Genomic DNA, 26,518 nt, shown 5'->3' on the forward strand with positions numbered 1-26,518 from the left:
GGAATTAGGAGAGCAGGCGCATAAGCTTGTAGCACGAGGCAGGCGCTTCATGCATCGTTGCTGGTGATGGTTCAACAATGGGCTGAAAGCATCGGCCAGCTACTGCGTGTCTTCTTCAGGCTATTTCCGCAGGCTACGATCAAATCGAAGTTGTCAAACACGGCCCCGAAAGCGTGGCTCAGCGAGTAGCCCGGTTCGCTGCCTTCCTGCACGCAGTCTGGCAGCCCAGTTATCGGCCGACGGCTCCAGTTTCTACGGAGGGCCTAAGGGCCGTGCCAGGGAGAAAGAATTAACGGGCCAGGTATCCCCCATCAACCGGGTAATATGAACCGGTCACGAACGAAGACTTAGCGGAACTAAGCCAGATAACCAGCTCGGCCACTTCCTCGGCCCGGCCCAGCCGGCCGATGGGGTGCAGGTCCACCAGCCCCTGCTTGGTTTCGGCCGAAAAAGCCCCTAACAGCGGCGTATCAATATAGGCTGGGCCTACCGCATTGATGCGGATGCCTTGCGCGGCATACTCCATGGCGGCCGTTTTGGTGAGGCCTACTACGCCATGCTTGGCCGTAACGTAGCCCGCCAGTGTGGGCGTGCCCACCTGCCCCAGAATAGACGACATATTGATAATCGAACCGCTACCCTGTTTCAGCATTACTTCCAGCTCATATTTGAGGCAGAAGAATACGCTGTTCAGGTTTACGTTGATAATCTGCTGCCAGCCTTCGAGCGAATAGTCCGCCGTCAGGCTCAGTTCGCCCGTGATGCCCGCGTTGTTGCAGGCCACGTCGAGCGTGCCAAACGCGGCTACGGTTGCCTGCACCAACTGCTGGCACTGGACCGGGTCGCCCACATCGGCCCGGAAAAACCGGGCCTTTCCCCCGGCAGCCTCAATCCGGGCGGCTACCTGCCGGCCCTGGGTTTCGTTGATGTCCGACACCATGACGTTAGCCCCGTATTGCCCATAGAGCAGGGACACGGCCTGGCCAATGCCGGAGGCACCCCCAGTAATTAGTGCAGTTTTCCCTTGCAAATCGTTGTTCATCGGTTTTTCTTGTCGGTAAGGATATTAGTAATCAACTCAGTTGCCCAACAGGTATGCGTTCAGCTGGCTACTGATAACAGGGTGTCGCGAGTAGTTTTAGGCTAGGGTGGGCAGCACCAGCACGGGCACCGTGCTAGCGAGCAATACTTCAGCCGTTACACTACGGCCAAACAGTTTCCCCCAGAAGCTGCGAGGCCGCGCCAGCATTACCAGTAAGTCCGTGTCGCCGGCCTGGGCAGCGTGCAGAATACCGTCGGCCGGCCGGGCCGCCACCGTGCGGCGGAAGCGCATGGGAACCGGCAAATCAACGCCCAGTCCCGTGCGCCGCACCGAATTCAGCACCTCTTCCTCCGAAACGTCGGTGGCGGCATCCGGCGCCACGTGGAGCACGGTTAGCTCCACGCCCAGCGTGCGCGTCAGGTGGCGCATGGCCCCGGCGTGGGGGCCGATGGTGAAATCCTCCCCATCAACCGCCAGCAGCACGCGCCGCGGCAGGGCAGGGCTGCTGACAGTATGCGGCACAATCAGCATCGGATACGGGGCCGTGCGCAGGATGTCGAGGGCAGTGGTTTGGACCAGCTCGTCGGGCGTGGCCGAGTAGTCGGGCCGGCCCAGCACTATCAGCAGCGGGTGGTGGCGGCTCACGACATCGGCCACGGCGAAGGCCACCCGGCCGTGCCCAATCTCAACCGTCATCGGCACAGCCAAATCATCGGCTACCCGGCTCAAGGCCAGCGCCGTGGCTTCCTTGCTCAGGTTCGAGAGCTGGCCGGTGAACATTTCCGGGTCGAGCAGCGAGTCGCGGCGCACGTGTAGCAGCACCAGCCGGGCCCCGAGGGGTTTGGCTAGGTTGGTGGCGTATGCCAGGGCCTGGTCGGCGGCCCGGAAAAAATCGGTCAAAATCAGTAGCGAAGGCGTCGTCATCGGGCGATGTTTGGAGCAGAGGTAACAGTGGGGGTAAAGTACCGGGAGGCGAGCGATAACTGCCATGTTCAATATCAAGCCCCCGCCATGACTTTCGTCAGGAAGTCGGCAGCGCGGAGGGCATACGCTCTTGTGTCTCCGCTCCTTGCTGATTTCTCGAAGCCCGCCTTTCAGTCCGGGTGCTGTCGGCAACTCCTCCCTGCGGCCCACTTTCTCCCCGACTCACCATTGTCTTGTCCTGAAAAATACTGCTCGGAATTCTGAACAGCGCGCGTTTACCTTGGTACCCTTTTCTTGAACGAGGTAGCGGGGCCTTACAGCAACGAGAGAAAGGCAATGAAAGCTTGTTCTTTTTCGGCTTCTTGGTTGGGGCTCAAAAAAAGGTTGAGCCGTTCCTCAACTGCTGCTCGGTCAATCAGGTGTAAGTCGAGCCACTCATGACTCCAGAAATCGAGGGTGCCTAGCAGGGTTTCGGATTCGACTTCGACCCGTTCTAAGTAGCCAAAATCGCCTTCCCCGCAGGAGCGATAGACCAGCGAGCACCCGGTTAATTGGGGCGCCATCTCTTCTTTAAACCAAGCGAGCGTATAGCGGGTAGGCATGTTGAAACCATTAGCCGGACGAGGATTCCGAAGGCTTAAACATACCCTCCTTTCCGTGAACACCTCGCAGCTGCTCGGTACCTGGTGGCCAGTTGGCCCCAACAGAGCGGGGCGAGTTTAAGAAACTCGTCTACGATTCAACGTTTACGAAATGCACCGAAGGGATGAGTTTCGTAAACTCTCAAGATTGAGCCTAGTCCCCCGCCAAAGTACCACGTCAGCCTAGTGCCGTTCCGTAGGGCCGAAACCACCACTTTTTCGAGGCGGGTCGGAGAACTAATCTTATGTTAAGAGATAGAACCTAGACAAGGAATGACGAATTTTTGCTGCCTCACTACCCCTAAAATCCTGCCGCAAAAAACCGGGTTTTATCAGAGTCAGTGGGCAGCAGGCACAGCATCAGAAAAGTGGGTTGTAGGGATTATGAGGGCGGATGTCGCCAAGTTGAGGGTGTGGCCGCTAAGCCCCCACAACGGCCCGCACGGCTTCGGCGCACCGCTCGCCGTCCATGGCGGCCGACACGATGCCGCCGGCGTAGCCCGCGCCCTCGCCGCACGGGAATAGGCCCCGCAGCACCGGGTGCTCCAGCGTGTCCCGGTCGCGGGGAATGCGCACGGGCGAGGAGGTACGGCTTTCCACGCCCACGATTTGGGCCACGTTCGTGGCATAGCCCGGGATTTTACGGCCGAAGTTCTGGAAGCCTTGGCGCAGCCGCTCAGCCAGGTTCGTGCCCAGCACCTCGTCCATTGGCACCGACACGAGGCCGGGCTGGTAGCTGGTTTCCAGCAGCTGGCCGGAGGTTTTGCCATTCAGGAAGTCGCCCAGCAGCTGGGCCGGGGCCTTTTGGGAGTTGCCGGCCAGCTGGCAGGCGCGCTGCTCGATTTGCTGCTGGAGGCGCAATCCGGCCAGGGCGCCATGCTGGCGCACATCCATATCAGTTAGCTCCACGGCAGCCACGATTCCCGAGTTGGCGAAGCGCGAGTCGCGGCGGCTGGGGCTCATGCCGTTGACCACCACCTCGCCGGGGGCCGTGGCGGCGGGCACAATAAAGCCGCCCGGGCACATGCAGAACGAAAACACGCCCCGCTGCTCATTGCCTACCTGCGTCTGGTGCACCAGGGCGTAGGAGGCGGCCGGCAGCGGGCCGCGGTCGGGGCGGCGGTACTGGGCCTGGTCGATGAGCTGCTGGGGGTGCTCGACGCGCACGCCCAGCGCGAAGGGTTTGGCCTCGATGAGCACGCCCCGGCGGTGCAGCAGCTCGTAGATGTCGCGGGCCGAGTGGCCGGTGGCCAGAATCACGGCATCGGCCGTCAGCTCCTCGCCGGTGGCCGTTACCACGCCGCGCAGGCGGTTTTCGGTGATGAGCAGGTCATCTACCCGCGTTTCAAACAGTACCTGCCCGCCGGCCTCCCGCACCGAGTCGCGCAGGGCGGCCACCACGGCCGGCAGCTTGTTGGTGCCGATGTGGGGGTGGGCATCCACCAGAATATCGGGCGTGGCGCCGTGCTGCACCAGCAACCGCAGAATGCGCTGCACGTCGCCGCGCTTGGTGGCCCGGGTGTAGAGCTTGCCATCGGAATACGTGCCGGCCCCGCCCTCGCCGAAGCAGTAGTTGGAATCGGGGTTGACGAGGTGCTCCTTGTTGATGGCCGCCAGGTCGCGGCGGCGGGTGCGCACGTCCTTACCGCGCTCCACCACAATCGGCCGGATGCCCAGCTCAATGGCCCGCAGCGCCGCGAACAGCCCCGCCGGCCCGGCGCCCACAATCAGCACCGTCCGGGTGGCCTGGCGCACATCGGGGAATGTGAACCAGGGCCCGAACAGCTCGGCCGGCGGCGGCTGGCGGTAGATGTCGGCCCGCAGGCGTACCAGCGGCTGGCGGCCCCGGGCATCGACCGAGCGTTTGCGCAGGTGCACGAAATCGGCCTGCCCGGGGCGCAAGCCGGCGGCGGCCAGCAGGGCTTCGTAGCGGGCCAGCTCGTCGTAGGCCTGTTCGGGGGGCAGCAGCAGCTCAATTTCCTGGGCCGCAGTAGGAGGGGAGAGGGACATAAGATGGGGAAAGCAAGGGAAAGGGAGTTATCCTTTTACGCGGGGCAAAGATACGCCCCCGCCCGGCTCCGGCGGGAGTCCGACCCCGGAAAAACGCTGCCCGAACTCGTCCGGGCCTCAGCAAAAACCTCCTCCGGGGGCAGGCGGCCAGTTGGCGACCCGTCCCCGGAGGAGGTTCAGAAAGGAGAAACTCGCAGGTTTACCCGTTGGCTGAAGGCGCGTCGGGCCGGCGTTTGGGCCAGAACTGCTCCATGCTCTCGTTGAACAGGGCCAGGGCCTGGGCGCGAACTTCGCCGGAGGGGTGGCGCAGCAGCCGACTGAGCAGGTGACGGTACATTTCGGTGGTCACCTCAAACCCCTGCGAACTGATGAGCCCGTGGTGAAGCAGGTCGCAGTTGGCGGCTACCGAGTTGGTCACCGAGTCGGAGAGGTCCTCCCGGGCCTCATCGGCCGCCCGGAACGACTCTTCCAGGCGCGTGTTCATATCGGAGGGGTAGTACTGGTCGGGAGCCATAGGGCCGTAAGGTGAGAAAATGAGCGAATGGATTGCTAAACCCCGCCGGGTTCGGATAAAGTTCAGCTAAGACCCGGAAAAGTCTTGTTTCAGCCAGGCAATGATAGTATAGGCAAAAGATAGTCAGATTATTACGGTTCGACGGTGGTGGCCGGGAATATTTCCGGGTCCAGGATCCGCACGGGCCTTTTGTGCTCATCGATGGCCACGAACGTAAACAGGCCCGACACGGCCCGGTGGCGGTCTTCGGAGTACATCTGCTCCACGAACAGCTCCACCCGCACCTTCAGGCTGGTGCGCCCCACGTGCTCCACCCGCCCGATCAGCTCCACGAGCGTGCCGCCGGGAATGGGGTGGGTGAAATCGACTTTGTCGGAGGATACGGTCACCATTTTGAGGCGGCTGAAGCGGGTGGCCGTAATGAAGGCAACCTCGTCCATGAGGTGCAGGGTGGTGCCCCCGAACAGGGTGTCGTAGTGGTTGGTGGTGTTGGGGAAAACGGCCTTGAAAATGCGGGTTTCGGCCCGGCTGATTTTTTCGTCGAGGGTTGGCATGGTGGAAAGGGGGGAAGAAAGGGTGGAAAAAGCGACTTTCCCGGTCTGTTTGCCGGAGCCTGCCCCTTGCCGGATATCCCTGCTGCGTGCCCCGCGCCCGGCCCCGCCGGTAGTGGCAGCCCGGCCGGGCGGAACCAGCTTCGGCCCGCCGCGGCACTCAGCAAGGCACCCGGGTCGCGGGGTAGCCTCCTTGGTCGAAAGCGGCGGGCAGGTTTCCTGACTCGGACCCGGCCCCCCGCCCTTCTCACCCGCCAAAGCGGGCAATGGGCAACGTGGGGGAGCCGTAGCCGCCGTAGCGGCCGGTCCTCACAGTAGCGCGTCTGTCCGGGAGTTGCACCCGGTTCCCTTTTCAGGCCCCACCCGAAAGCAAGGCCACCTGCCGCTCGCGTCTGAATGGAAAAACAGACGAAGAACGGGGCGAAGGTAGGACGAATTGGCCTTATTGCCGGAACCGGGGCTGCCGGCCGTTGCCGCCCCGGACTGCCCCGATTCCGGCTGCCGAGCAAGTATCAGGACAATGCGCCTAAATTTGCGCGGACAAGTTTCCCGTTTTCACCAGCTTATTGCTTCACCGAATGATTCGTATTTCCCGGCCTTATTTCTCAGGTAGCAAGGATATCAAGCAATTAGTGAGCGATTTGCTGCGGCGGCGGCAGGCCAGCCTGGCCGGCAAGCAGGTGCTGGACGTGCCCGCCGGCAATGGCGATACGGCCCAGCTGCTGCTGGAGCTCGGGGCCCGGGTTACGGCCTCGGACCTGTACCCGGAGTTCTTCCGCTACCCGACCATTCCGTGCATAAAAGCCAACCTGAACGGAACGCTGCCCTTCGCCGATGCCAGCTTCGACGTGGTGATCTGCCAGGAAGGCATCGAGCACATGCCCAATCAGCTGCACCTGTTTCAGGAGCTGAACCGGGTGCTGCGGCCGGGGGGGCGGGCCATCATCACCACGCCCAACTATTCCAACCTGCGCACCCGCCTGAGCTATTTGCTGCTGGAAAGCGAAGGCTACAAGCTGATGCCGCCCAACGAAGTCGATTCGGTGTGGGCGGCGGAAAATGCCCGCGTCATCGACGACGTGTACCTGGGCCATATTTTCTTCGCCAACCTGACCAGGCAACGGGCGCTGGCGGCCCTGTCGGGGCTGGGTATCGTGGAGGTGCACCCCACGCGCGTCAACTACACCTCGTTGCTGCTGCTGCCCTTCTACTACCCGTGGATGCGGCTGGCGGGCGGGCTGGCCCGGCGGCGGGGCCTGAAGAAGGGCACTCCCTCGGCCCGCCGGCCCGCCACCTACGCCGAGCTGGCCCAGCTCAACCAAAGCCTGACCGTGCTCACGGGCGGCCACCTCATCGTGGAATACGAAAAACAGCTGGAAACCTCCGACGCGGTGCAGCTGCTGACGGGCAAGCTCGCCCTGGAAACCGCGCGCACCTAACCAGCCGTCCGGACTTACTTAGCAGATTTCGCGTCATGCAGCAGGTGCTTGAGCTCTTTTCCAGTGGCCGGTATTACCGTTCGGGGCGGTTGTCGCAGCACTTGCTGTGGCTGGCCTGCGGGGCGGGGGTGGCGGGGCTGCTGGCGTTTCGGGCCCTGATTGCGCTGAGCCCGCTGGTGGGCGTGCTGGCGGTAGCGGCCAACCCGGCACTGCGCCCGGCCGCTGCCCGGTACCGGCGCAACGGGGCGGCGCTGCGGGCGGCGGCCCTCGTGGGGTTTCTGCTGCTGAGCGGGTTCTATACCAGCGAATGGGCCACTTGGCGGCACGAGCTGTTCCGGAGCCTGACGTGGCTGGGCGTGCCGTTGGCCTTTACCCTGGCCGTGCCCCTGAGCGGCCGGCAGCGGCTGGCCGTTGGGGCGCTGTTCGTGCTGGGCGTGGCCGCCGTGGGCCTGGCCACCACGGGCCAGTACCTGCGCACTGCCCCCGCTGCCAACGAGGCCATCCGCGTCGGGCAGAACATGCAGGCCGTTACCGGCACGTTTCACGTTGCCTTCGGCATTATGCTGGCTCAGGCTTTCTTCTGGGGCCTGTTGCTGCGGCGCAGTGCGCTGGCCGGGCGAGTGCTGCGGGGGGCATTGCTGGCGGCGGCCCTGGGCATCGGGCTCACGCTGCACGTGCTGGCCTACCGCACGGGGCTGCTGGTGCTCTATGCGGGGCTGCTGGCCTATGTCGGGCACTTGCTGGTTGGCCGCCACCTGGCCCTGGGCTTGCTGGCCCTCGGGGGGCTGGTGCTCGTGCCCTGGCTGGCTTACCACACCCTGGGCTCGGTGCAGCAGCGGGTGAGCGCGACCATCTACGATGTCCGCCAGTACACCCGGGGCGGCGATATTAATGAGTATTCGCTGGCCCGCCGGCTGGCGGCCGTTGCCACGGCCCGGGCCGTCATTGAGCAGCACTGGCTGCTGGGCGTAGGCCCCGCCGATGCCCACGCCGCCATGCTCGACCAATACGGCTGGCGCGACTTTGGACTGCGGCCGGAAAACCGCATCAACGTGCACAATCAATACCTGAGCACGTTGGTGGGAGGTGGGCTAGTGGGGTTGGCCCTGTGGCTGGCCCTGCTCTTCGGCCCCCTGGTCCGGCCGGCTGCCCGCCGCAACCCCTACGTGCTGGTGTTCATCTTCACCCAGGCCACCACTATGCTGGTAACCGACATTCTGAGCCTGCAAATCAGCCTGAACCTGTTCGTGTTCGGGTACGGGTTTCTGGTGGTAGCTGCCGAAACCGATGAGCTGGTGACCCGGCCACAAGCCGCCGCCGCCACGAGCCTCGGCGGCGGCGAGCAACCTATTGGCGAACTTGAGGTATAGTTATTGCGGCTGCCCGTTACCGCTCCGGTTTTGGGGGCTCCGCCCAGCATCACCCCGCTTTCTATGCCCGTTACGTGTACCCGCTCTGCTTCCGTGCGATTTTCTCTCCTGCTCCTGCTCGCCCTCGGGTTTCAGCTGAGCGCTTGCTCCGAGCAGGCCCCGCCCGCCGAAGAACGGGCCGCCCGGCCCAGTCCGCCCGCCACCGTTTCCACTACCGTGCCCGGCGGGGCGCACCTCACCATTCGCTACAGCCGCCCTTCGGCCAAGGACCGTAAGGTATTCGGCGGATTGGTGCCCTACGGGCAGGTGTGGCGCACGGGGGCCAACGAGGCCACCACCTTTGCCGTCGACCGGGCCGTAACGGTGCAGGGCCAGCCCCTGCCGGCCGGCAAGTACGCCCTGTTCACCATCCCGACGGAAAAGGAGTGGACCATTATCTTCAACAACACGGCCACCCAGTGGGGGGCCTACGAGTACCAGGCTGCCCAGGATACGCTCCGGGTGCAGGCCCGGCCCACCGCCCGCACCCCGCGCCTGGAGCAGTTTACCATTTCCGCCAGCCCCACCGGCCAGGTGCTCATGGCCTGGGAAAATACGCAGGTCGCGTTTGAGGTCCAGTAGGGCGGGAGAGCATCGAAAAGGATGGGACCGGCTGCCGGCTGCTGCCGGAACCGTTTTTCAGCAGGTGCAGGGAGTGCGCGAGGAGCTCTTTGGGGTGCTAAGCTGCGGCGGGTGGCATTGCTAAGGCCGCGAGACATCGTTAGCAAGAACAGGGAGAGAAAGAGGGCAGGCCGTAGCACCGGTGTCAGGGCTTCGCTATGTCGTCAAGGGTAGGTATTTCCGCACGCAGGCCGGTTGGCGGAAGCAGGTCGCTAACCTGGCGGGCCAGTACTTGGCTGTTAAGCGGAATGCCGCGCGTGTTCAGGTGCGTCGCGTCGCGCCAGTAGCCGATGTTGTGGGACAGTTCCGCAATGGGTTGACTGGCGTAATTCAGGTAGGGCACCTGCGCGCGCTGTAGCAGTGAATCGACCAGGCGGCCGGCGGCCGCAACGTGGTGGGGCTGCTGGTAGTAGCTGTTGGTAAAGCAAATCAGGCGGACGTTCTGCTGCTGGCAGAGCTGCACGAAATCCTGCAGGTAGCGCAGGTGGCCCCGGTTGAGCTGGCCGGACTCCGCGTTGAGCTTAGCCAGCGAGTAGGCCGTGCGCAGACTGTCGGCTGCCGCCGGCACCGAGGGCTCGTAGCCCTGGTTGAGCGGCTGATCCGGGTGCCGCCGCTGCATGTACCAGTTGCGCAGCAACCCCGGAATCCGGCCGTTGTGCCGGTAGAGGCCGAAGCACTGCTTGAGCGGTTCGAGCCACGAGGCTTCCCGGCTGTAGGCCGTTACCAGCGGAGCCTGCCCGTAGTAGTATTTGAGCAGGTGAATGTCTTCGGCCCGGGTGGGGCGGATGTACTCATCCAGGTCGATGTGCAGCAGGATGGCCGGGGGCAGGCGCTGCTGCTGGTGCAGCACACTTAGCAGGCCGGTCTGAAATACCTGGGTAGTGCCGTTGTGGGCCAGACTGAAGGCACCGGGCAGGCTGTCGGGGCACACGTTGACGGCCGTGCGCGAGTTGCCCAGCACGACCAGCTGGGGCAGATCCGGCAGGCGCAGATAGGTAATGAGCAGCCCGTCGCGCTGGCCCAGCACTACCCGCTCGTGCAAGCGGTCCAGCACCCAGGCTCCGCCCTGGTCCAGTGCCAGCAGCAGGGTGGAAAACAGCAGAAAGAAGAAGCCAAACTTTTTCATGGCAGCAGTCGGCGGGCCGGCGTTAAAACTGGAAGTAGATGAACTGGTCGCCCGTAGCCACCCCAAAGGTCAGAATCAGCAGCGTCAGGGTCAGGGCCACGGCCAGCGGGCGACCCCAGCCGTAGGCCGGGCTCAACTCCTGGAAGCGGTGGCGGCGCAGCCACGCGAATTCAACCAGCAGCAGCAGCCCCACGCGCACGCCAAAGGTGGCTACCATCCCCCAGTCGGTCGTCAGGGCCACTTCCCGCACGGGCTCGATCAGGTGACGCGTGATGTAGAGGGCCTGCTCCAGGGTAGTGGCCCGGAAAAACACCCACGTCAGGCAGATCAGGTGAAAGGTGAGGGCGACGCGCCCCACGCGCCCGGCCCAGCTCATCGGCCGGTCTACCTGCACGCCCAGCAGCTTTTCCGTGCTCAGGTACAGTCCGTTGAGGCCGCCCCAGATAACGAAGTTCCAGGATGCCCCGTGCCAGAGGCCGCCCAGTAGCATCGTCAGCAGCAGGTTGCGGTAGGTCAGCAGCTGGCCCAGCCGGCTACCGCCCAACGACACGTACAGGTAGTCGCGCAGCCAGGTGGAGAGGGACATGTGCCAGCGCCGCCAGAACTCGGTCACGCTCTTGGCAAAATAGGGCATGCGGAAGTTCTCCATCAGCTTGAAGCCCATCACCTGCGCCGAGCCCAGGGCCATGTCGGAATAGCCCGAAAAGTCGCAGTAGATCTGCCCGGCGAAGGCGTAGGTGGCCAGCCAGAGCGAGAGGCTGGAGTGCATCTCGTAATTATTGTACACCGAGTTGACGTACTCGGCCAGCACGTCGCCAATCACCACTTTCTTGAACAGGCCCCAGAGCATGCGCTGCAGCCCGATGACGACCTGATCGAAGTTGAAGTGTTTTTCCTCGTGAAACTGGGGCAGCACGTTCTGGGGCCGCTCAATGGGACCGGCCACCAGTTGCGGGTAGAACATCACGTACAGGGCGTAAATGCCCAGGTGCCGCTCGGCCGGGTAGTTGCCCCGGTACACCTCAATGGTGTAGCTCATGGCCTGAAACGTGTGAAACGAGAGGCCGATGGGCAGAATAATATACAGGTAAGGCAGCTCGTAGCGGACCACGTGCAGCCCGTCGAGTAGCGCGTTGATGTTATCGGTGAAGAAATTGTAATACTTGAAAAACGCCAGCACGCCCAGGTTGGCCACCAGGCTCAGCACCAGAAACTGCTTGCGCCGGCGGCCGGCGGCCTGCTCAATCTGAATACCGGCCACGTAGTCTATGCCGATGGTGAGCAGCAGAATCAGGATATAGACCGGAATGAAGGCCATGTAGAAACCGCAGCTGGCCAGCAGCAGCAGCAACCAGCGGTAGCGGTGTGGCAACAGGTAGTAAAGCACCGTCACGACCACGAAAAAGACGAGGAATTCGAAGGAATTAAACAGCATAGGATAAACCGGATAGGCATCAGGAGGCCGTGCCCTACGTCAGCGGGGCCGGTGTACTCGTCAACGAAGCCAGGTGGCGGGCCTTGGTCGCGCCCACTCCGGCAGATGTCGGGTCAGGGTAGCGGAAGCGGCCGGAAAGAGACAGGCGTTTGCACAATGATCAGGTTAAGGCAAACGATGCTTTGAGGTGCTTTTATCAAATATATGCTTAAAAAACACATATTCATAATGAAAATAATTATATTGTGTAAACAAATTTCACGTCCCCATGCGCAGGGCTTGTTCACTTCGTCCGCCGTGGCATCGGGTACTTTCGCTCCACGTACATGAGGCTACCACAACTGCATACAAGCTGGCTGGCCGGGCTGGCCGGGTTACTGACGACGAGCAGCGGGGCGGCGCAGGCCGTGCGCATCATGCCCGTGGGCAACTCCATTACCCAGGCCGATAACAACTACAACAGCTACCGGCGGGCGCTCTGGCAGCTGCTGCGGGCGGGCGGTTACAGCGTAGACTTTGTGGGCTCGCAACGCCTGCACCAGGGGGGGGGGCACCTCCCAACCCCGACTTCGATCAGGACCACGAAGGCCACTGGGGCTGGCGCGCTGATCAGCTATTGGCCCAGATGCCGGGCTGGGCGCAGACCCAGCGGCCCGATATTGTGCTGCTGCACGTGGGGTCCAACGACATATTTCAGGATCAGAGTGCCACCAGTACCCGCGACGAAGTCGGGCAACTGATTGATGTGCTGCGGGCGGCCAACCCGGCGGTGAAGGTGGTGGTGGCCCAGGTCATTCCGAATGCGCAGGCCGGTGCCACGGCCAACCTGAGCGTATACAACAGCCTGCTGCCCGGCCTGGTCGCACAAAAAAATACGCGCCAGTCCCCCGTAGTGCTGGTGGATCAGTTTACGGGCTTCGTGCCCGCCACTGACAGCTATGATGGCACGCACCCCAACGCAGCCGGCGAGGCCAAGATGGCCGCTAACTGGTACGCGGCCCTGCGCCCCCTGCTGGCTGCGCCCTTACCCGTGAGCCTGACCCGGTTTATGGCCACAGCGGTGGCGGCGGGCGTGCGGCTGGACTGGCACACGGCCACGGAAGTGCGCAACGCGGGGTTTCAGCCCGAACGCAGTACGGACGGCCGGCAGTTCGGGCCGCTGGGCTTCGTGCCCGGGCAGGGCAGTACGGCCAGCGGGGCCACCTATTCTTACCTGGACACGTTGTATCGCCCGGCGGGCGTGGCCTACTACCGCCTGCAGCAACTGGATACGGACGGAACCCGCACCTTTTCGGGGGTAGTGCGCGTGGGACCGGGTCCGGGCCGGCCGCTTACGCTGTACCCGGTACCGGCCACCGACTGGCTAATGCTGGAAGGCATCCCTGGCCAGCAGCGCACCCTCCAGGTATACGACCTGCAGGGCCGGCAGCGGATACTGCCGCTGCTCGCGCCCGGTCAGCGGCTGGATATCCGCCAGTTGCCGGCCGGGGTCTACCATATCCGGAGTGCGACTGCCTGGGGCCGGTTCGTGAAACGGTGAGCCCTGCGGCCGGCCGGTTGCTGGATGGGATAGTCAGGACACTGGGTTCCCTAGGGGGCTACTGCGCGCTGCCCAGCACGCTTTCCACCCAGCCCTTGCCCCAGTCCTGGAGCTCCTGGACCGTCCAGAGTTGGGGGTAGAAGATGCGGCGCTGGAACTTAGGGGGCAGGTACTGCTGCCAGTTGGTGCCCCCGGTGGCGGCAATGGCATCGGGGTTGCGCTCCAGGTAGCGCACGGCCGACTTGTAGTGCATCAGGGGCCAGTTCACGTTCACGTTCACGTCGAGCTGACGGAGCTGGTGGAGCAGGCGCGGGTGCTGCTGGCCCTCGGGGCCGGCGGGCAGGCGCTGCACCACAGCCCAGAGGTTGCGATGCTCGTAGTGGCGGGCGTGGTCGGCGAGCAGGCCGGTGTACTTCTTCTCAAACTCGGTAAGCGTGAGGGCCTTGGCCCCGGTTTCAACCACCGTGGCCCCGGTTTTCCAGTAGATGCAGCCCAGCAGCTCGTCGTGGGCGGCGGCCTCGCCCAGCAGGCGGCGCTGCTCCTCGGGCACCAGGTTGGAGAGGCTGGTGCTGGCCAGCTCGATCATGCGGTACTGCACGCTCTGGAAGCCCGAGGCCGGCATCAGGGCCAGCCGGAACTCCAGAAACTGGTGCTTGTCCATGCCGTCCACCATCACGTCGAACGAGTCGATCAGGTTCTCGAAGTAGCGGTTGATGCGCCCCACCCGCAGCGTTACTTCCGCCACCGTGGGCGCGGCCAGCTCGCCGAGCTGCTCGTACTCGCAGAGGCAGAGCTTGAAGTAGAGCTCCGTAATCTGGTGGTAGATGATGAAGATCCGCTCGTCGGGAATGGTGGTCAGCGGGCGTTGCAGACTCAGCAGCGTTTCGAGCTGAATGTAGTCCCAGTAGCCCAGGTAGCGGGTGTGGTAAAACCCTTCGAGGTAGGCGGCCAGGTCTTGGTCGTCGGCGGCGTAGCGGGTTTGCAGGCGGCGCAGCTGGGCCAGCACCGCCGGGGAGAATTCCGATTCGGGTGTCGTCATAAGCGGGGGTAAAGGTAGGATTTATGGGGAAGTGGGCGGGAAGAAGTAAGAACTGAGAACCTCATTCCGAGCGGAGCCGAGGAATCCCGCGTGCTGACGTTGCGCCAACTCTTCAGCCGACAGGGGTGTTATTGCACGCGTCATTCCCCGCTCCGCCCGGAATGCCGTTCTCCCTTCTCACCTCTCCCTTCGCCATAAATCCTACCTTTACCCCGCTATGGCAGAGAAATCCAGTATTTTCGACATGATTGGGCCCGTGATGATCGGGCCGAGCTCCTCGCACACGGCCGGGGTAGTGCGCATTGCGCGGGCGGCCATCCGCATGCTGGGCAGCGCCCCCACCCACGCCCTGATCACGTTCTACAACTCCTTCGCCCGCACCTACGAGGGCCACGGCTCCGACCGCGCCATCGTGGCCGGGCTGCTGGGCATGAACACCGACGACGTGCGCATCCGCGAGGCCTTCGACCACGCGAAAGAGGCCGGCTTGAGCTACTCGTTTCAGGGCGTGGGCAATGCCTCCACCATGCACCCCAACACTATCCGGCTCCAGCTGCGCGACGAGCGCACGGGCGGGGCCGTGGAAGTCATCGGCCAGAGCCGGGGCGGGGGCGTCATCCGCATTGTGGAAGTGGATGGGTTTCCGGCCGATTTCTCCACTTCCCTGCACACGCTCATCATCGACGCCGACGACGAAGTGGGCTCCATTGCCTTTATTGCCTCCGTTATTTCGCGCGATGAATGCAATATTGCCACTATGTTTGTCTCGCGCAAGGGCAAGCACGACGCGGCCCGGCAGTTCATCGAAATCGACTCCGAGTTGCGCCCCATCACCCTCGAATACCTGCGCCAGCTGCGCTGGGTTCACCGCCTTACCTACATCGCGGCCCTCGACTGAGGCCGGTTCAGGGCCGGTTCAGGGCCGGTTCAGGGCCGTAGCCGGCGCGTTGGTTGATTGCCGGGCGGCGGTTTCGGGGGCATCGGCTACCTTTGGTGGCCCCGGCCACCGGGCTCCGTCGGGGGCGCGGCCGGCCGGCCGGCGTTGTAGTATCCGCCATCTAGATCATTCTTCATGAAGCGTTTTTATTGGTTACTGATGAGTTCCGGCCTGCTGGTGGTAGCCCCGGCCCAGGCCCAAACGGTGCCCGCCCAGCCCCCGGCCGGCAGCATGGCGGCCCCCGCGCCGGCCGGCCCCTGGTCGTTGCAGGCCGCCGTCGACTATGCCCTGGCGCATAACCTGACGGTGAAACAGGCGCGCCTGAGCGCCCAGACGGCCGACGCCACGCTGCTGCAAAGCCGGGCCGCCCAGTTGCCCTCGGCCAACCTGAGCGGGACGCAGAACTGGAACTACGGTACCAGCATCAACCCGCTGACCAACGTGTTCCAGAACCAGACCACGCGCACCAACAACTTCTCGGCCGCTTCCCAGCTCACCCTGTTCTCGGGCTTTCAGCTGCGCAACACCGTCAAGCGCAACGCCCTCGACTACGAGGCGGCCCTGAGCGACATCGAAAAGGCCCGCAACGACCTGTCGCTGAACGTGGCCTCGGCCTATTTGCAGACCGTGCTGGCCCAGGAGCTGCTGCGCACCAACCAGGTGCGGGCCAACAGCACCCAGCTGCAGGTGGAGCGCACCCAGAAGCTGCTCAAGGCCGGGGCCGTGGCCGAAAGCAACCTGCTCGACATCCAGGCCCAGTTCTCTACCGACCAGCTCAATGTGATTACGGCCCAGAACCAGCTCACGCTCACGCTGCTGCAACTGGCCCAGTACATGAATCTCGACGAGGCGGCCACCGAAACGCTGGCCATCAGCACGCCCGAGCTGCCCGACCCCGATGAGCAGTCGTTGGCCGACCTGAACCCGGCCCTGGTGTTTGAAACGGCCCAGACCCGGCAGCCCGAGATTAAGGCCGCCGACCTGCGGGTGCAGAGCTCCGGCCGGGGCGTCGACCTGGCCCGGGGCGCGTATTATCCGCGTCTGGCGTTCGGGGCCAGCATTTTCACGGGCTACTCCTCGCTCTACGTGCGGCCCATTTCCACCGGCGACTCGGTGCAGATTCCCTTCCCGGTCTTCACGCCCGACCCCGTCACGGGCCTGCCCATTGCCACGCCCTTCTTCGCCCTCTCGCCCAAGCAGGCCATCCGCGGGGCGGAGTCGTCCACGTTCGGCAGCCAGCTCCAGGACAACCTGGGAAAGTCGTTGCAGTTCTCGCTGCAAATCCCACTTCTCAACGGCTTGCAGGCCCGCACCAACGTGCAGCGCGCCAAAATCAACCAGCAGCAGGCCGAAGTGCGCTCCGAGCAGGCCCGGCTGGTGCTGCGCCAGACGATTCAGCAGTCCTACGCCGACGCGCTGGCTGCCCAGCGCCAGTACCTGGCTTCCCGCCGCCAGGTGGAGTCGTTGCAGCTGGCGTACAGCAACGCCGAAATCCGCTTCAACAACGGCCTGCTCAATGGCACGGAGTTCAACATTGCCAAAAATAACCTCACGGCCGCCGAGTCGAGCATGATTCAGGCCAAGTACAGCTTCATCTTCCGCCGCAAGGTGCTCGATTTCTACCAGGGCAAGCCCATTGCTTTGTAGGGCTCAGGGCGTAGGTTTTAGAACCCGGGGCGACGACAGGCGGGGGCAATATGGCTGCCGTCAGTGCCCGCCTTCCGTCAAGCCGCCAGCCCTTCGCCCTTCGATGCCATGCTCTGCCCCCCAAGCTCTGACACCTACGCCCTAAGCCCCAAAACCTAAGCCCTGAGTAATGAAAAACAACCGTACGCTGTATATTCTGCTGGCCGTTTTGCTGGTGCTGTTGGGGGGCTTTGTCGTGGCCAAGAAGCAGGGCTGGATTGGCAAGCCGGCCGGCACGGAGGTGTTGGCCGCCCAGGCCGTGGCCACAACCATCGTGGAAAAGGTCAGCGCCTCGGGCAAGGTGCAGCCCGAAACGGAAGTGAAAATTTCGCCCGACGTATCGGGCGAAATCACGGAGCTGTACGTGCAGGAGGGCGATTCGGTGAAGAAAGGCCAGCTGCTGCTGCGCATCCGGCCCGATAACTACCAGGCCGTGGTGAGCCAGCAAAGCGCCGTGGTAGGTACCCAGCAGGCCAGCGTGGCCCAGACCCGGGCCCGCCTCCAGCAGCTCATCGCCAGCGCCCGCCAGACCGAGCTGACCTACCGCCGCAACGCCTCGTTGTACAAGCAGAAGGTGATTTCGCAGGCTGATTACGAGGCCAGCAAGGCCGCCTACGATGCGTCCCAGGAGGAAATCAACTCGGCCCGCCAGAGCATCCGCGGGGCCCAGAGCAGCGTGCGCTCGGCCCAGGCCGGCCTGGAGGAAGCCCGCCGTACGCTCGATAAAACCACGATTTACGCCCCCGTGAGCGGCACCATCAGCAAGCTCAACGTGAAGCGCGGCGAGCGGGTGGTGGGCACCAGCCAGATGGCGGGCACCGAAATCATGCGCATCGCCAACCTCAACGAGATGGAGGTGCGGGTGAGCGTGAACGAGAACGACATCATCAACGTGAGCCTCGGCGACTCGGTGGACGTGGAGGTGGACAGCTACGCCAGCCAGGACCAGCGCTTTAAAGGCCTGGTGACCAGCATTGCCAACACGGCCAAGGACGCGCTGACGGCGGAGGCCGTAACCGAGTTCGAGGTGAAAATCCGCCTGCTGCCCGAGTCCTACACCCACCTGATCCGCTCGGTGCAGGGCCGCACCATCGTGCCCTTCCGCCCGGGCATGACGGCCTCCGTCGACATCATCACCAACCGCAAAAGCAACGTGCTGAGCGTGCCGCTGGCCGCCGTAACCACCCGTTCCGACAGTGCCATGACGGCCGCCGCCGCCGATAAGAAAGGCGGCTCGGGCGTGCGGGTAAACCGCGGCCCCAGGGCCGACGCCGAGCCGGCCGCCGCCACCGGCGTGAAGCCCGCCGTGCAGGAAGTGGTCTTCCTCATCCGCGACGGCAAAGCCCTGATGACGCCCGTAAAAACCGGCATCAGCGACTTCCAGAACATGGAAATCCTGAGCGGCATCCAGGCCGGCGACCAGGTGGTGAGCGGGCCGTTCCGGGCCGTATCCAAAACCCTCAAGGACGGGGCGCTGGTGGTGGTGAAAGACGCCAAAACCCTCGACAAAGCCGCCCTCACGGAAGATGCCCCCGAAGAGGACGGCAAGTAACGGGAGCGAGTGAATGGGTTGAACTGTCATTCCGACGAAGGAGGAATCTGGGGTAACGTGTTGGACCGAGCTGTTCAATGACGTATTCCAGATTCCTCCTTCGTCGGAATGACAGTTCAGGCCGTTAACCCGTTACCTACTTCATTCCCCCATCCACCCACTGCTTCACTACTTCTCTCCCTTGGAAAAAATAGCCATGCTCGGCGGCGGCTCCTGGGCCACCGCCCTCACCAAAATCCTCTCCGAAAACGGCAGCCGCGTGCACTGGTGGATGCGCAGCAAGGACGACGTGCAGCACCTGCTGCGCACCCGCCACAACCCGCGCTACCTGTCGTCGGTGGCCCACGACCTGGACCGGGTGCTGCCCACCACCGACCTGAACGCGGCCGTGGCCGCCGCCGACTGGCTGGTGCTGGCCGTGCCCGCCGCCTTCGTGCAGGGCAACCTGGAAAAGATCGACCGCGACGCGCTCAAGGGCAAGCGGGTGATTTCGGCCATCAAGGGCATGATTCCGGGCAAAAACGTGCTCGTGACCGACTACGTGGCCGAGCGCTTCCGCCTGCCCCACACCCGCCTGGGCGTGGTGGCCGGCCCCTGCCACGCCGAGGAAGTGGCCCTCGAAAAGCAGAGCTACCTCACCATCGGCTCGCCCGATGCCGAGCTGGCCGAGGATTTCAGCCGCCTGCTGCGCAACCGCTACGTGAAGGCCAACCCCGCCACCGACCTCGACGGCATCGAGTATTTCGCCGTGATGAAGAACATCATTGCCCTCACCGGCGGCATTGCCCACGGCCTGGGCTACGGCGACAACTTCCAGGCCGTGCTGGTGAGCAACGCGGTGCAGGAAATGCGCCGCTTCGTGCACGCGCTCAACCCCCAGCCCCGCGACTTGTCGGGCTCGGCCTACCTGGGCGACTTGCTGGTGACGGCCTATTCGCAGTTTTCGCGCAACCGCACCTTCGGCAACATGGTGGGCCGGGGCTACTCCGTGAAATCGGCCCAGATGGAGATGAACATGGTGGCCGAGGGCTACTACGCCGTGAAAAGCATCTACGAAATCAACCGCAAGCTCCAGGTGTCCATGCCCATCACGTCGGCCGCCTACCACATTCTCTACGAGAAGATTTCCCCGGCCATCGAAATCGAGCTGCTCAAGGAAAAGCTGAAGTAGGGAGGAGGTTACGTGGCACGCTTTACAGAGCCAGCCCGACGTTGACCAGCTGATGCGTACGTACCGCGGTTTTCACAACAGCTGCCTCAAAGAACTGGTTGTGCAGACCCGCGAATACGTGGACGAGCGACTGGCCATGCATGTTGATGACCGGACGGTGATTAAGCTACGGTTTCAAAGTCAGTACTCGGCAAACTCCACGCTGGAGCTGCTGTTCGAGGATATTGTCGCGTTCAACTGGGTGCAGGACGAGCGCAATGCCGATCCGGGACACACCATCATAGTAGAGGCAGTATGCTGCTGGGAAAAGAACGGTGCCCCCAGTCGGTTGTAGAGACGGATCTTGGCGTCTGGTCAGTGAACGAAAGGCAGCACGAACGCATGAACGGTAGGCCCCGTCATTTTTAGCATTCAGGGCTACTGTAGGGGGGGGCGTTTCCGAAGCCGCACGCTCATCAAGGTGTCTTCAGACGCGGCCAAAGCATTCGGCTGTTTGTTCAGGCGTTTGCCCTGCAAAAAAGGTAGGTTATTTTTCTGCGGTAAAAAAATAACCTACCTTTTTTGAAATATCCCCCCTACGGGACACCCGGTCGTTGTCGAGCCGCCTGGTTGCGGCTCGTCGTTCGCGCCGTGGTTACGTTGTCGTTCAACGCCGGGCCGCAACCAGGCGGCTCGACAACGACCGGGGGCATCGTTCACGAAATGGCTATATTTCCAGCTCACAGTTCATTCTTCACTTTTTCACGCGTCATGGGAGCCTGGGGCTACTATAATTTCGATAACGATACGGCCGCTGATTTTGCCGGAAATTTCAAGGATGAGCCTTCGGCCGACATGCTGGCCCAGGCCTTCGCGGCCGTTACGGATGGCGAATACCTGGACGGCGACGTGGCCAGTGAGGCCCTGGCCGCGGCCGAAATCGTGGCTGCCATTCTGGGTAAGCCCGCCCGTAACTTCCCCAACGACTTGCTGGGCATCATCCCGCGCCTGACGCTGGAACACGTGGAGCCCTTGCGCCGCCCGGCCCAGCACGCCGTAATGACCGTGCTGCGCGAAGAGTCGGAGCTGCGGGAGCTGTGGGAGGAAAGCGACGAATTTGAGAACTGGGAGGGCCAGCAGCGCCAGCTGCTCAAGCGCCTCGACAAGCCGGTCTAGCCCCGCGCCTTCGTGCCCTGGCTGCTGCTGGCCCTGCTCACGGCCCTGTGCCTGGCGGGCTATAATTTCTTCATCAAACTGGCCGCCGACCATATCTCGGCCGCCGCCGGGGCGGTTGTCCTGCAGCTGGTGGCCGCCGCCCTGGGCAGCGCCTGGCTGCTGCTGCGCCACTGGCAGGGCTACCCGCTCGACATCAGCCGTAAAGGGGCGGGGCTGGCTTTGCTGGCGGGCCTGGGCGTGGGCCTGGCCGAAATCCTGACCTTCGTGGTCTTCAGCCGGGGCGTGCCCTCCTCGGTGGGCACGCCCGTGATTGTGGGCGGCTCGGTGCTGCTCACGGCCCTGCTGGGCCTGGTAGTGCTGCGCGAAACCCTGTCGTGGAGCCAGGCGCTGGGCCTGGTCAGCATTGTGGGGGGCATTGTGCTGCTGGCCCGGGGCCACTGAACAGCTGCTGCGTGCTTGGTGAGTATGCTGGCTGCGCTGAATTGGCAGGTAAGCAATTCTGCCCCAGGCACCGGCGGATTTAACCCGCTGGTGGCCCTGTCGCCTCAGCCTCAGCCTCAGCCTCTGCGGGGAGGGGCGGGGCTGCCGGATACTGGCGGCGCGAGGGCGTCATTTTCGGCGGCAAGCGGGGCAGGGGGGCGGGGAAACCCGGCCGTGCGGCCCGCAGAGGGTGCAGGTCCCTGACGCATTGCCCCGCTGGTTGTGATGCTTTCGTGATACTTGCGACGCTTCTTTGCAGCTCCACCAACCCACCTGACCATGTCCATCATCCCGAAGTACCTGGTGTTGCTGGCCCCGGGCGCGTGCCGCTGCTGGTGCCGCTGCTGGTGCCGCTGCTGGTGCCGCTGCTGGTGCGCGACATTGCCGCCCACGACCTGCCCCACGTCTTCGACCGGTTCTACCGCTCCGACCAGGTGCGCGAAAAGGCCCGGGACGGCCTGGGGCTGGGCCTGATCATTGCCCGCAAAATCATCACCTTCCACGATGACGACCTGACCGTGGCCAGCACCGAAGGGGCAGGGACCTACTTCGCGTTTTCGTTGCCCGTGTACGTGCCGGGGTAGTGAGTTGCCAGTTGCCAGAGCGGGCGGGGCCGGTTTGCGCCTCCTCGGTGAGCTGGTCGCGGCCGGGCCGCGCTGGGGGAGGGGAGAGGGTGTAGACCGGACCGGTCCCGGCAAGTCCGCCGCCACCAGAACTACCCGTCTCGGGCCGGGCAACGGGCCGGGCGTGCCCACCAGCTGCCGGCCCTGTCGTCCAAAACCACGATAAAATACCCAAAGAAAAAGCTGCTGGCCAGGCAGAAGATAACCAGCGTATAACCCGTCCGGAGCTCAAGCAGCGCTTTAGTTAACCGCGTGCCTGAGCCGGGCCGCTGGGCGGCGGCGGGTGGAGGCGGACGGGCGGGCGGCACACGGCGGCTGCTTACCTTCGCTGCCGGAGGGGCTGCGTGGCCCACCCGCTCCCGGCCGCCAAATCTGCTCCGATGTCCGCTTTCGAATACCCCGCCGTGCTGCTGCGCTTTGTGCTGCGCTTTTTGCGCCACCGCTTCAACCTGCGCGACGACATGGCCACGCCGGCCGAAATCCTGGCGGATATCGAGGCGAGCGTGTCGTTTCGGGGCACCAACCTGTGGGTGCTCATCTTCGCTATCCTCATTGCCTCGGTCGGGCTCAACGTCAACTCCACGGCCGTCGTCATCGGGGCCATGCTGATTTCGCCCCTCATGGGGCCGCTCGTGACGCTGGGCTACGGCCTTTCCACCAACAACCCCGGCCTGCTGCGGCGGGGCCTGCGCAGCTTGGGGCTGGCCGTGGGCATCAGTCTACTCACCTCCACGCTCTACTTCTGGCTCACGCCCCTGAGCGGGGCGCAGTCGGAGCTGCTGGCCCGCACCGAGCCCACCATCTGGGACGTGCTCATTGCCCTGTTCGGGGGATTGGCGGGGGCCGTGGGCCTCACCCGCCAGGAAAAAAGCAACGTGCTGCCGGGCGTGGCCATTGCCACGGCCCTCATGCCGCCCCTGTGCACGGCGGGCTACGGGCTGGCCTCGGGCAATTTCAAGTACGCGCTGGGGGCATCTTACCTGTTTTCTATCAACTGCGTGTTCATCACCCTGGCCTCGTTTCTGGTGATGAGCTTTCTGAAGCTGCCCACCTACAACTTTCAGGACGAAGACCGGGCCAAGCGGGTGCGCCGCCTGATGCTGCTGGCCGCCGCCGTAGTGGCGGGGCCCAGCGTGTGGCTGGGGGCACGCATCGTGCAGCGCTCGGTGTACGAGCACGCTGCCGAAACCTTCGTGGCCGAGCAGCTCAACTTCCCCGGCAGCTACGTGGTTACGCGCCAGGTGAACGCGCTGGAGCGTACCATCAACGTGCTGCTGGTGGGCCGGTTCGTGGACACGGCCCGCCTGCGCACGGCCCAGCAGCAGCTGGCCCGCTACGAGCTGCAACCCACCCGGCTCACCATCCGCCAGGGCTTGCAGGCCTACGATTCGCTCGATGCCAACGCCCTGCGCCAGAACCTGCTCGAAGATGTGCGCGCCCGTCAGAGCCAGACCCAAAGCCAGTACGCGGCCGAGCTGGCCCGCCTCCAGCAGCTGGTGACCGCCAGCCAGACCAGCCTGCCCGCCGCCGCCGATCTGCTGCGCGAGGTGCAGGTAGAACACCCCGCCGTGCGCCGCCTGGCCCTGAGCCAGCTGGCCCGCCCCGCCCAACCCACCGACTCGCTGCCCGCCGACACGGTGCTGGTGGTGAGCCTGGATGTGCGCCCGCTGCCGGCGGCGGCCGAGCAGCAGCAGCTGGCCCGCTGGCTGCGCGTGCGCACCAAGCAGCAACGGCTGCAATTACTAATCGAGCCCCTGCCACGCGGCCCCGGACCCAAGGGCCGGGCCGGCAGCAACTAGCGGCCGGCTCCCTAAAGCCCTGGTTTGGTCCAAACGGGCTTAGCGCCTGCTGCTGAAACACTACCGGGCCGCCGACCCGCAGCGCGTTGCGCCCCACCACCCACTGGCCCGGCAGCGTCGCCAGGTTGCCACATCAGCATGCCCCCAAAAGCGCGCGCCCCGGMCCGGAGKCGGGGGCGCGCGCTTTTGGTTGTGGAAAAGGGGGACGGTGTTGGCTTGCGGCGGCCCGAGGGAACCGCTCGGCCAGAGGGATAGACAAAGGTGCCATTCTGCCCGCCCGCTGCCAAGGCCAGTGCCCTCGCTCTTGTGACACCCGCCCGCCGCCGGCAGCAGGAGCGAAAAATGCTTATCTGAGCCTGCAAACTTCTGATTCCGGTGAGGAGCAGGGTAGTTATCGGCTGAGAAAGCGGCTGGTTGTGACCCGGCCGCCGGCCCGCCGGCCTCTCGCCGCCCACCTCATCCGGCAGCTTATGCCATCTGATTTGCTGCGCGAAAGGAAGAAAAAAGGCTGAGCCCGGCGGAGTCAGCCACGAGCGCGCCTGGGTAGATGCTTGCAGAACTGGCCCGCGAAAAACCGGTCAGCCAAGCACTTACCCTGCCAGGGGCAGCGGCAGCAGGAGGCAGTACTCGGTGCCCTGGCCCGGGAGGCTGTGGGCCGTGAGCGTGCCGCCGTGGCCCCGGGTGATGAGGTCGTGGCTCAAGGCCAGCGAGAGCTCGCCCCCGGTGCCGCCCGGAAACCGCTGAAACACGGTTGCCAGCGCCTCCGCCGACCGCTCCGCCCCGTTGTCGCGCACCCGGATTTCGAGGCTGGTAGCGGTGCGGTGGGTGCTGAGCTCCACCTGGGGCACGTAGTCTTCCTGGCCGGTTTGCAGGCGCTGCTGCACGGCCAGCAGGGCGGCGCTGAATATGCCCACCAGGGCCCGGCCCACATCCTGGCGCACCACGCTCAGGCGCTCCATCGCCGGATCCAGGCGCAGCAGCAGGGCCACGTTGAGGTGACGGTTCTTGGCCCGCAGGTCGTGGTAAACCAGGCGCAGGTATTCCTCGGCCAGGGCGTTGAGGTCGGTCAGCTGGCGGGCGCTGCCGCCGCCCTGGGAGTACTCCAGCATGCCGCGCACGATGGACTCGGCGCGCTGGCTGTGGTGCATGATTTTGCGCTGATTCTGCTCCAGGTTACGCAGCAGCTCATCGGCTATTTCGGGTTCCGGCGCATCGGTGGGCTCTTGGCGGCTGGTTTGCTGGCGCAGCTCCTGGCACAAGGTGGCGCTCACGGCCGCGAACCGCCGCACATTGCTCACCGGCTGCTGAATCTCGTGGGCCACGCCGGCCATCAACTCCCCCAGGGATGCCATTTTCTCGCGGAGCACCAGCTGGCTCTGGGTAATTTTGAGCTCCTTGAGGGTCCGGATCAGGTTGTCGCGCTGTTCGGTGAGTTCATCGGCCTGGTGGCTGAGTTGGGTGTGCAGCTGCTGCAGACGCTGGTTGGCCCGCTGCTGGCGGCGGTTGCTGCGCCAGAGCAGCAGCGAGGCCAGCAGCAATCCGGCCAGCCCCGCCGCCAATGCCCCGGTGCGCAGGCGCGCCAGCAGCTGGTGGCGCTCCGCCTCCAGCTCCAGCAGCCGGTTTTGCTCGGCGAAGCCAATGGCATCCAGCTGCTTGATGCGGCGCGGGTCGTAGAGGCTGTCCTGGGCCGTGAGCATCACGTGCAGGTAGCGCAGGGCGCTGTCGAGCTGGTGGCGGGCCTCGAAGGCCTGGGTGAGCAGGGTGCTGTTGCGCAGGATGCCCACCACGAAGGGCAGCGGATAGGCCAGGGCCAAAGCCTTACGGGCGTAAAAAATGCTGGAATCGGGCTGGTGCTGCTGCTTAAACAGCTCGGCCATGTACTGGTAAGCCCGGCTGGCGCTGCGCTGGTCGTTTTCGGGAAAGGAGGCCTGGGCGCTGCGCCGGTAGAAGGAGAGGGCCTCACCCTGGTGGCCCTGCTGCATCTGAAGCAGGCCGATTTCGCGCAGCAGATAGGGGGCCGGATTGCCCCAGCAGCTCCAACCCCCTGCCCGGGCCCGGTTGGTCAGCTGCCAAGCCTGGTTGAGAAAGAACGCGGCCGAATCGAGCCGGCCCAGCCCCTCGTAGCTGGCTCCCAGGTTGGTAATTACGCTCACCAGCTGGGAGGTGTCGGTGGTGCCGGCCTGGCGGTAGAGGCCCAGGGCCCGGAAGTAGTAGCGCAGCGAGGGCCGGTAATCGTCGAGGGCGAAGTAGAGCAGGCCGGTCTGGTTGAGGGTGCGGGCCGTGCCTTCGGCATCGTGGCTGGCCTCGTTGAGGGCCAGGGCCCGCAGGTTCACGCGCAGCGCCTGGGGCAGGTTGCCCCGCTCGCCCGGCAGAATTGCCATCCGCGATAAACTGCGCCCCTCGCCCTTGGCGTAGCCGATACGCCGGGCCAGGCGCAGCCCCCGCTGGGCGTAGTACTGCACCGAGTCGAAGCGCGAATAGCGGTAGGTAGCCGCCAGGTCGGCCAGCAGCAGCACCCGGGCCGTGTCGGTGGTGGCGCGGGCCAGGGCCCGTTGCAGGGGGCGGGTCTGGGGGCTTTGGGCGGCGGCGGCCAGGGAGAGAAACAGCAGCCATCCGCCGACAAAAAAAGCACGCAGGAAGCGGTAAAACATGGGGAAATGTAAGGCGCGGGGGCTGATTCTCCTAACCAGATGCGCAATAAAACTGTAATTTACAGAGGTAAAATAGTGATTAATGTAGTCAAAAAATATTCCCGGCAAGGACTCCCGCCGCCGCCTTTTGGAAACAGGGACTACCCTCCAGCGCTCCGGCCCGCCAATCCGAG

At 64.3% G+C, this 26,518-nt stretch carries 25 protein-coding genes and 1 riboswitch; of the genes, 13 read left to right on the plus strand and 12 right to left on the minus strand.

The window, feature by feature from the left end; genetic code table 11:
• Positions 1-71: 71 nt before the first annotated feature.
• From D0T11_RS23505 to D0T11_RS01165, 7 genes are all read right to left on the minus strand, one after another.
• Complete coding sequence (locus tag D0T11_RS23505) at positions 72-212, minus strand: phosphoketolase family protein (RefSeq protein ID WP_182888191.1); 141 nt, start codon at positions 210-212, stop codon at positions 72-74.
• Positions 213-289: 77 nt separating this feature from the next.
• The gene (locus D0T11_RS01140) at positions 290-1,042 is read right to left on the minus strand and encodes an SDR family NAD(P)-dependent oxidoreductase (RefSeq protein WP_119653945.1); all 753 of its coding nucleotides are present in this window, start codon (positions 1,040-1,042) and stop codon (positions 290-292) included.
• Between the two features lie 96 nt (positions 1,043-1,138).
• Positions 1,139-1,966 (minus strand): universal stress protein, encoded by an 828-nt coding sequence (locus D0T11_RS01145; protein WP_182888192.1) that lies wholly within the window; start codon positions 1,964-1,966, stop codon positions 1,139-1,141.
• A gap of 314 nt (positions 1,967-2,280) precedes the next feature.
• On the minus strand, positions 2,281-2,568 hold the full coding sequence (locus D0T11_RS01150; protein WP_119653947.1) for a hypothetical protein: 288 nt from the start codon (positions 2,566-2,568) through the stop codon (positions 2,281-2,283).
• A 459-nt stretch (positions 2,569-3,027) separates the two neighbouring features.
• On the minus strand, positions 3,028-4,617 hold the full coding sequence (locus D0T11_RS01155; protein WP_119653948.1) for an NAD(P)/FAD-dependent oxidoreductase: 1,590 nt from the start codon (positions 4,615-4,617) through the stop codon (positions 3,028-3,030).
• A 199-nt stretch (positions 4,618-4,816) separates the two neighbouring features.
• The gene (locus tag D0T11_RS01160; protein WP_119653949.1) at positions 4,817-5,131 is read right to left on the minus strand and encodes a hypothetical protein; all 315 of its coding nucleotides are present in this window, start codon (positions 5,129-5,131) and stop codon (positions 4,817-4,819) included.
• A gap of 131 nt (positions 5,132-5,262) precedes the next feature.
• Positions 5,263-5,685, minus strand: a complete 423-nt coding sequence (locus D0T11_RS01165) for an acyl-CoA thioesterase (RefSeq protein ID WP_119653950.1) — start codon at positions 5,683-5,685, stop codon at positions 5,263-5,265.
• A 189-nt stretch (positions 5,686-5,874) separates the two neighbouring features.
• A riboswitch (cobalamin riboswitch) is annotated at positions 5,875-6,080 on the minus strand.
• Between the two features lie 180 nt (positions 6,081-6,260).
• Here D0T11_RS01165 and D0T11_RS01170 point away from each other — a divergent pair.
• The 3 genes from D0T11_RS01170 to D0T11_RS01180 all read left to right on the plus strand — a co-directional run bounded on the left by D0T11_RS01170 (position 6,261) and on the right by D0T11_RS01180 (position 9,112).
• On the plus strand, positions 6,261-7,121 hold the full coding sequence (locus tag D0T11_RS01170) for a class I SAM-dependent methyltransferase (protein ID WP_119653951.1): 861 nt from the start codon (positions 6,261-6,263) through the stop codon (positions 7,119-7,121).
• A gap of 35 nt (positions 7,122-7,156) precedes the next feature.
• Positions 7,157-8,491, plus strand: a complete 1,335-nt coding sequence (locus D0T11_RS01175; protein WP_119653952.1) for an O-antigen ligase family protein — start codon at positions 7,157-7,159, stop codon at positions 8,489-8,491.
• Positions 8,492-8,584: 93 nt separating this feature from the next.
• Positions 8,585-9,112 (plus strand): DUF2911 domain-containing protein, encoded by a 528-nt coding sequence (locus tag D0T11_RS01180; RefSeq protein ID WP_245990568.1) that lies wholly within the window; start codon positions 8,585-8,587, stop codon positions 9,110-9,112.
• Positions 9,113-9,296: 184 nt separating this feature from the next.
• On the opposite strand, the gene D0T11_RS01185 is transcribed toward D0T11_RS01180, so the two are convergent.
• From D0T11_RS01185 to D0T11_RS22380, 3 genes are all read right to left on the minus strand, one after another.
• On the minus strand, positions 9,297-10,277 hold the full coding sequence (locus D0T11_RS01185; RefSeq protein WP_119653954.1) for a hypothetical protein: 981 nt from the start codon (positions 10,275-10,277) through the stop codon (positions 9,297-9,299).
• Positions 10,278-10,299: 22 nt separating this feature from the next.
• A complete protein-coding gene (locus D0T11_RS01190; protein ID WP_119653955.1) occupies positions 10,300-11,712 on the minus strand; it encodes an MBOAT family O-acyltransferase in 1,413 nt (470 codons plus the stop codon).
• Positions 11,713-12,086: 374 nt separating this feature from the next.
• Positions 12,087-12,266: a hypothetical protein gene (locus D0T11_RS22380; RefSeq protein WP_182888193.1), complete on the minus strand. Its 180-nt coding sequence runs from the start codon at positions 12,264-12,266 to the stop codon at positions 12,087-12,089.
• Here D0T11_RS22380 and D0T11_RS01195 point away from each other — a divergent pair.
• Positions 12,191-13,252 carry a GDSL-type esterase/lipase family protein gene (locus D0T11_RS01195; protein WP_262681519.1) on the plus strand — a complete coding sequence of 354 codons (1,062 nt, stop codon included), beginning with the start codon at positions 12,191-12,193 and terminating at the stop codon, positions 13,250-13,252. The genes D0T11_RS22380 and D0T11_RS01195 overlap by 76 nt on opposite strands.
• 58 nt (positions 13,253-13,310) lie before the next feature.
• On the opposite strand, the gene D0T11_RS01200 is transcribed toward D0T11_RS01195, so the two are convergent.
• A complete protein-coding gene (locus D0T11_RS01200) occupies positions 13,311-14,291 on the minus strand; it encodes a tryptophan 2,3-dioxygenase family protein (protein WP_119653957.1) in 981 nt (326 codons plus the stop codon).
• Between the two features lie 217 nt (positions 14,292-14,508).
• Here D0T11_RS01200 and sdaAB point away from each other — a divergent pair, with 217 nt between their 5' ends.
• The 9 genes from sdaAB (at position 14,509) to D0T11_RS01250 (ending at position 23,694) form a co-directional block, all read left to right on the plus strand.
• Positions 14,509-15,189, plus strand: coding sequence for an L-serine ammonia-lyase, iron-sulfur-dependent subunit beta (gene sdaAB / locus D0T11_RS01205; protein ID WP_119653958.1), 681 nt, complete (start codon positions 14,509-14,511; stop codon positions 15,187-15,189).
• 198 nt (positions 15,190-15,387) lie between these two features.
• Entirely contained in the window at positions 15,388-16,875 is a 1,488-nt protein-coding gene (locus D0T11_RS01210) for a TolC family protein (RefSeq protein WP_182888195.1), read from the plus strand.
• 169 nt (positions 16,876-17,044) lie between these two features.
• Entirely contained in the window at positions 17,045-18,466 is a 1,422-nt protein-coding gene (locus D0T11_RS01215; RefSeq protein WP_119653960.1) for an efflux RND transporter periplasmic adaptor subunit, read from the plus strand.
• Between the two features lie 181 nt (positions 18,467-18,647).
• A complete protein-coding gene (locus D0T11_RS01220) occupies positions 18,648-19,637 on the plus strand; it encodes an NAD(P)H-dependent glycerol-3-phosphate dehydrogenase (RefSeq protein WP_119653961.1) in 990 nt (329 codons plus the stop codon).
• Between the two features lie 52 nt (positions 19,638-19,689).
• The gene (locus D0T11_RS01225) at positions 19,690-19,971 is read left to right on the plus strand and encodes a hypothetical protein (RefSeq protein ID WP_119653962.1); all 282 of its coding nucleotides are present in this window, start codon (positions 19,690-19,692) and stop codon (positions 19,969-19,971) included.
• 416 nt (positions 19,972-20,387) lie between these two features.
• Complete coding sequence (locus D0T11_RS01230; protein WP_182888196.1) at positions 20,388-20,792, plus strand: DUF4259 domain-containing protein; 405 nt, start codon at positions 20,388-20,390, stop codon at positions 20,790-20,792.
• Positions 20,793-20,804: 12 nt separating this feature from the next.
• On the plus strand, positions 20,805-21,233 hold the full coding sequence (locus D0T11_RS01235; RefSeq protein WP_119653964.1) for an EamA family transporter: 429 nt from the start codon (positions 20,805-20,807) through the stop codon (positions 21,231-21,233).
• Positions 21,234-21,595: 362 nt separating this feature from the next.
• Positions 21,596-21,856 (plus strand): ATP-binding protein, encoded by a 261-nt coding sequence (locus D0T11_RS01245; RefSeq protein WP_119653965.1) that lies wholly within the window; start codon positions 21,596-21,598, stop codon positions 21,854-21,856.
• Between the two features lie 419 nt (positions 21,857-22,275).
• Positions 22,276-23,694 carry a DUF389 domain-containing protein gene (locus D0T11_RS01250; protein WP_119653966.1) on the plus strand — a complete coding sequence of 473 codons (1,419 nt, stop codon included), beginning with the start codon at positions 22,276-22,278 and terminating at the stop codon, positions 23,692-23,694.
• Positions 23,695-24,284: 590 nt separating this feature from the next.
• Here D0T11_RS01250 and D0T11_RS01255 read toward each other — a convergent pair.
• A complete protein-coding gene (locus D0T11_RS01255) occupies positions 24,285-26,345 on the minus strand; it encodes a tetratricopeptide repeat-containing sensor histidine kinase (protein WP_119653967.1) in 2,061 nt (686 codons plus the stop codon).
• Positions 26,346-26,518 lie beyond the last annotated feature (173 nt).

Source organism: Hymenobacter rubripertinctus (assembly GCF_003583925.1).
GTDB lineage: Bacteria > Bacteroidota > Bacteroidia > Cytophagales > Hymenobacteraceae > Hymenobacter > Hymenobacter rubripertinctus.

Bases quoted from the DNA above. Each gene is read 5' to 3' on its own strand.
- D0T11_RS01140 (WP_119653945.1), bottom strand. From the start codon at position 1,042: ATGAACAACGATTTGCAAGGGAAAACTGCACTAATTACTGGGGGTGCC.
- D0T11_RS01145 (WP_182888192.1), bottom strand. From the start codon at position 1,966: ATGACGACGCCTTCGCTACTGATTTTGACCGATTTTTTCCGGGCCGCC.
- D0T11_RS01150 (WP_119653947.1), bottom strand. From the start codon at position 2,568: ATGCCTACCCGCTATACGCTCGCTTGGTTTAAAGAAGAGATGGCGCCC.
- D0T11_RS01155 (WP_119653948.1), bottom strand. From the start codon at position 4,617: ATGTCCCTCTCCCCTCCTACTGCGGCCCAGGAAATTGAGCTGCTGCTG.
- D0T11_RS01160 (WP_119653949.1), bottom strand. From the start codon at position 5,131: ATGGCTCCCGACCAGTACTACCCCTCCGATATGAACACGCGCCTGGAA.
- D0T11_RS01165 (WP_119653950.1), bottom strand. From the start codon at position 5,685: ATGCCAACCCTCGACGAAAAAATCAGCCGGGCCGAAACCCGCATTTTC.
- D0T11_RS01170 (WP_119653951.1), top strand. From the start codon at position 6,261: ATGATTCGTATTTCCCGGCCTTATTTCTCAGGTAGCAAGGATATCAAG.
- D0T11_RS01175 (WP_119653952.1), top strand. From the start codon at position 7,157: ATGCAGCAGGTGCTTGAGCTCTTTTCCAGTGGCCGGTATTACCGTTCG.
- D0T11_RS01185 (WP_119653954.1), bottom strand. From the start codon at position 10,277: ATGAAAAAGTTTGGCTTCTTCTTTCTGCTGTTTTCCACCCTGCTGCTG.
- D0T11_RS01190 (WP_119653955.1), bottom strand. From the start codon at position 11,712: ATGCTGTTTAATTCCTTCGAATTCCTCGTCTTTTTCGTGGTCGTGACG.
- D0T11_RS01200 (WP_119653957.1), bottom strand. From the start codon at position 14,291: ATGACGACACCCGAATCGGAATTCTCCCCGGCGGTGCTGGCCCAGCTG.
- sdaAB (WP_119653958.1), top strand. From the start codon at position 14,509: ATGGCAGAGAAATCCAGTATTTTCGACATGATTGGGCCCGTGATGATC.
- D0T11_RS01210 (WP_182888195.1), top strand. From the start codon at position 15,388: ATGAGTTCCGGCCTGCTGGTGGTAGCCCCGGCCCAGGCCCAAACGGTG.
- D0T11_RS01215 (WP_119653960.1), top strand. From the start codon at position 17,045: ATGAAAAACAACCGTACGCTGTATATTCTGCTGGCCGTTTTGCTGGTG.
- D0T11_RS01225 (WP_119653962.1), top strand. From the start codon at position 19,690: ATGCGTACGTACCGCGGTTTTCACAACAGCTGCCTCAAAGAACTGGTT.
- D0T11_RS01230 (WP_182888196.1), top strand. From the start codon at position 20,388: ATGGGAGCCTGGGGCTACTATAATTTCGATAACGATACGGCCGCTGAT.
- D0T11_RS01250 (WP_119653966.1), top strand. From the start codon at position 22,276: ATGTCCGCTTTCGAATACCCCGCCGTGCTGCTGCGCTTTGTGCTGCGC.
- D0T11_RS01255 (WP_119653967.1), bottom strand. From the start codon at position 26,345: ATGTTTTACCGCTTCCTGCGTGCTTTTTTTGTCGGCGGATGGCTGCTG.